At 73.5% G+C, this 3,344-nt stretch carries 2 protein-coding genes and 2 pseudogenes; all 4 read right to left on the bottom strand.

Features of this window, described 5'->3' with window-relative positions; all coding sequences use genetic code 11:
- A pseudogene (locus ACZ4WH_RS43875) lies at nucleotides 1-184 on the bottom strand (hypothetical protein); the annotation flags it as partial.
- A 108-nt stretch (nucleotides 185-292) separates the two neighbouring features.
- The gene (locus tag ACZ4WH_RS43870; RefSeq protein WP_468191936.1) at nucleotides 293-472 is read right to left on the bottom strand and encodes an Rmf/CrpP fold protein; all 180 of its coding nucleotides are present in this window, start codon (nucleotides 470-472) and stop codon (nucleotides 293-295) included.
- Nucleotides 473-476: 4 nt separating this feature from the next.
- The gene (locus ACZ4WH_RS43865) at nucleotides 477-2,756 is read right to left on the bottom strand and encodes a phage minor capsid protein (protein WP_468191934.1); all 2,280 of its coding nucleotides are present in this window, start codon (nucleotides 2,754-2,756) and stop codon (nucleotides 477-479) included.
- A gap of 21 nt (nucleotides 2,757-2,777) precedes the next feature.
- Nucleotides 2,778-3,344: pseudogene (locus ACZ4WH_RS43860) on the bottom strand (phage capsid protein); the annotation flags it as partial.

Genomic DNA, 3,344 nt, shown 5'->3' with positions numbered 1-3,344 from the left:
CGCCGCCCTGGGCGCCGCCCTGGGCGCCCGTGCCGCCCTCGCCGGAACCGGTGCCGGTGCCGCCCTCGCCGCCCTGTCCGCCGTCCGCGTAGACGATCGGCGACCAGGGCGACAGGGCGTAGGGGTGGGCCCACCCGGCGGAGTAGTCGGCGCGGCGGTGGCGGGCGAGGTGGCGCGTGTTCATACGGGTGCACTCCTGTGCGGTCGGGCCCGCGCGGGCGGGCGCGGGCATGCAAAAGGGGGGCCCGCCGTGGTGGCGGACCCCCCTTCGGGGTCGTGTGCTGGGGTGGTGCTACTCGACGGCCTGGTCGTCGGCGTCGGCCGGGGCGGGCCGGGTCTCGGTGTGTCCCTTGATCCACGCGGTCCGCAGTAGGGACGTGGCGGGGTACGGGCACGCGGTCACGGGGGCGTTGCCGCGGCCGGCGCGGCGGCCCGCGATGACGGCCCGGATGATGTCGCCTCGCGCTCCCATGCCTTCACCTCTTGTTCTGCTCGGTCTGCTCGTTCTTGCGGGCGTTGGCGGCCCATCGCTGGGGCTTGCCGGTCACCTGCTGCACGAACTCGGCTTGCGTGAGCCGGGGGTTATCCCTCCACCAGTCTTTCAACTCGTCGGACGCGTACGCGTAAGCGATACGGGCGGGCCCCCTGAACAACTGCATGGGGTCCATGCCCTTGGCGATGCCGCGCTTGTTGAACAGGTAGCCGAGTTCGTGCTCGGCCTTCAACGATTGCCGCTCGACATACTCGTCGTACATCTCGCGGGCCTGACGGCGGGTGATGGTGTTCCGCTCGTCGTCGGGCGCCTCGCTGTCGCCGTACTTCTTGGCGGCGATGGCGAGCACTTCGGCCCACCATGCCTCGTCGCGGTCGTCCTCGTCGTCGACGGCCTCGGCGGCGCTGTCGTCGGCGAGGGCGCCCCACACCAGGACGTCGGGCGCGTTGCCCATCGCTTCGGCGAGGGCGTCGCGGTCGGCGAGCAGGTCGGCCACGGGATCGCCCGTGTCGGCCGGCGCGGGGAGCGGCGGCGCGTTGGCGAGGTCGTCGCGGCGGTCGAACTCGTCGGCGATCCGCAGTAGCTCGCCCTCGTTGGCGTACTGCATGCACCACGCGAGGGCGTCGTCGTCGAGGCCGGACAGGTCGTCGACCAGGCGCCCGGCGGGGAACATGGCGGCGAGCATGTCGCGGCGGTGCGCCTCGGCGGCGAGCTGGTCGACGTCGTCGGTCCCGTGCTCGATGGCGTACCGGACGCGGGCGGCGAGGTCGTCGTCGGACAGGCCGACCAGATCGGCCCGCACCCCAGGGAGTCGGGCGGCGACGTCGCGGCGGTCCATCTCGGCGGCGATCCGCAGCGCGTCGCCGTCGTCGACGTGGCCGACCAGGCGGCCGAGTTCGGAGTCGCTGAACTCGGACAGGTCGGCGGCGAGGGTGCCGCCCGGCGCGGCGCGGTCGAGCAGGGCGGCGGGGTCGCGGCGGTCGGCCTCGGCCTCGACCCTGCGGCGGGCGCGGTCGTCGAGCAGGTTCGAGCGCATGGCGGCGGCGAGGTCGTCGTCGCTCATGGCGCGCACCGACGCATCGTCGCCCGACCAGACTCGGGCGGCCTCGACCTGCTCGGGCGTGGCCTCGCGGCGCGGCTCGGGGAGGTTCCCGGCGCCTACCTGCTCCCGGGTGCGGTTGCGGCGTAGGTCGGGGTGCGCGGCGAGGTGGTCGCGCATCGTGGTTTGCCACTGGCGCACCTTGGCGCGGGCGAGGCGCTTCGCCTCCGGGGTGACGGCGGCGGCCTCGCGGCGCTTCCACTTCCGTATGCCGCGCTCGATCTCCCGCTGACGCTGTCCGGCCTCGTACCCGTCCGGGTCGCTGCGGGCCTGCTCGATCCGGGTCAGGCCGGGCGAGTACAGGCTGACGGAGTGGCGGCAGTTGGGATGCTGGAAACCGGCGGCCCTCGCCTCGTCGAGCGATCCGGCGACGCGGACGGGCACCATACGGCCGTCCTCGGTGGCGTGCTCGGCCTCGACCGTACGCGCGCCCGCGGGCCCGCTGATCGTCAGTACGCGGCCTTCCCACGGGCGACACAGGGGGCACTCGCGCGGGGCGTCGCTGACGACGACCAGCTCGACCCCGGCGTCGCTGAGGGTGCGCATGTGCGCTTCGGTCGCGGCCCGCGCGGTCGCCGTCCGTACGGCCATCTCGGCGTATACGGGGAGCGACCAGCGGCGGCCGGCCTTGTCGACGAACGCGCGTATGCCGCGGTCGGCAAACGCCCGCATGGCGTCTTGGGTGGCCTGTCGGCGGGTGCCGATACCGAGCAGGGGCGTAGCGGCGACGGACGCGACGACGGCCCGGAACGTGTCGACGACGGCCCGCAGAATCGACCGATGGGTCGCGGTGACGACGTCGACGGCCTCGGCGGCGAGGCGGTCGACGGCCTGGGCGTTCGGGGTGCGCTCGTCGACCAGGGCGCGGGCGTCGTCGGACAGGGCGCCCAGCTCGGCGACCGCGGCGCGGTGACCGACGTTGTACGCCTCGGCGACCGCGTCGAACACTTCGAGTTGCGTCGCCTTGCCCAGCTCGTCAACGACGGCCTGTGCGCCCCGCCGTAGCGTCTGCACGGCGGCGAGCTTGGCCTCGACCCACCCGGGCGCGTCGAGGCCGGCGGCGAGCTGGCGCGCGATGATGCCGAGCAACCGTTCTTCGGCGCCGGCGTACAGGTCGCGCGTCCGCTCGGCCAACGGCTCGACCATGCCCGGGTGAATCGGCATGCCGGATCACCCCCCCGGTCGTCACGCGGCGAACGGGTAGGTCTGCCCGGGGTCGGGCGCCTCGCCCATGCCGGTTTCCCGGAGGATCGCGGCGGCCTCGGCCTTCACTGCCGTGTCGTCCCAATCGGGGTGAAGGATCTTCACCCGGGTCTGAGTCGATACGGCCTGCGCCCGGGTGAGGAGTTCGAGGGTCGTCGCTACGTCCATCGGGGACTCGGCGACGCCGTCGGGGAACTCCACCCGCGGGCGCTCGGGGACGACGCCCGTGCGGAAGTGCACGGAGTCGAGGGCGAGCAGGGCGGACAGAATGTCGGCCAGTCCCTGTTTCCAGTGGCCGGCCTTCTTCCGGCGGGTGATCTCCGACTTGTCGTCGTCGCTGTCGACCTCGGTTGCCGTGCGAGCGGCGCCCCCGCCCTGGTCGAGGCCGAACGCGCGGGCGGCGTATCCGGCGGACTGGGCGGCCTGCCTCATCAGGGCCTCGGCGGTGCGCTGGTGCTCGTCGACGCGGATTTCGAACTGGCTCAACGTGATGCCGCCGTTTTCGGTGGGCGGCATGCTGAGCTGGGCGTATACCTCGGCGTCCTCGTC

Source organism: Streptomyces sp. NPDC029138, assembly GCF_055564375.1.
Note: the sequence above shows the minus strand (reverse complement) of the source record. Positions and strands in the feature narration are given on the sequence as shown.

Excerpts from the sequence above, each read along its gene's own strand:
- ACZ4WH_RS43865 (WP_468191934.1), bottom strand. The coding sequence starts at position 2,756 with ATGCCGATTCACCCGGGCATGGTCGAGCCGTTGGCCGAGCGGACGCGC.
- ACZ4WH_RS43870 (WP_468191936.1), bottom strand. The coding sequence starts at position 472 with ATGGGAGCGCGAGGCGACATCATCCGGGCCGTCATCGCGGGCCGCCGC.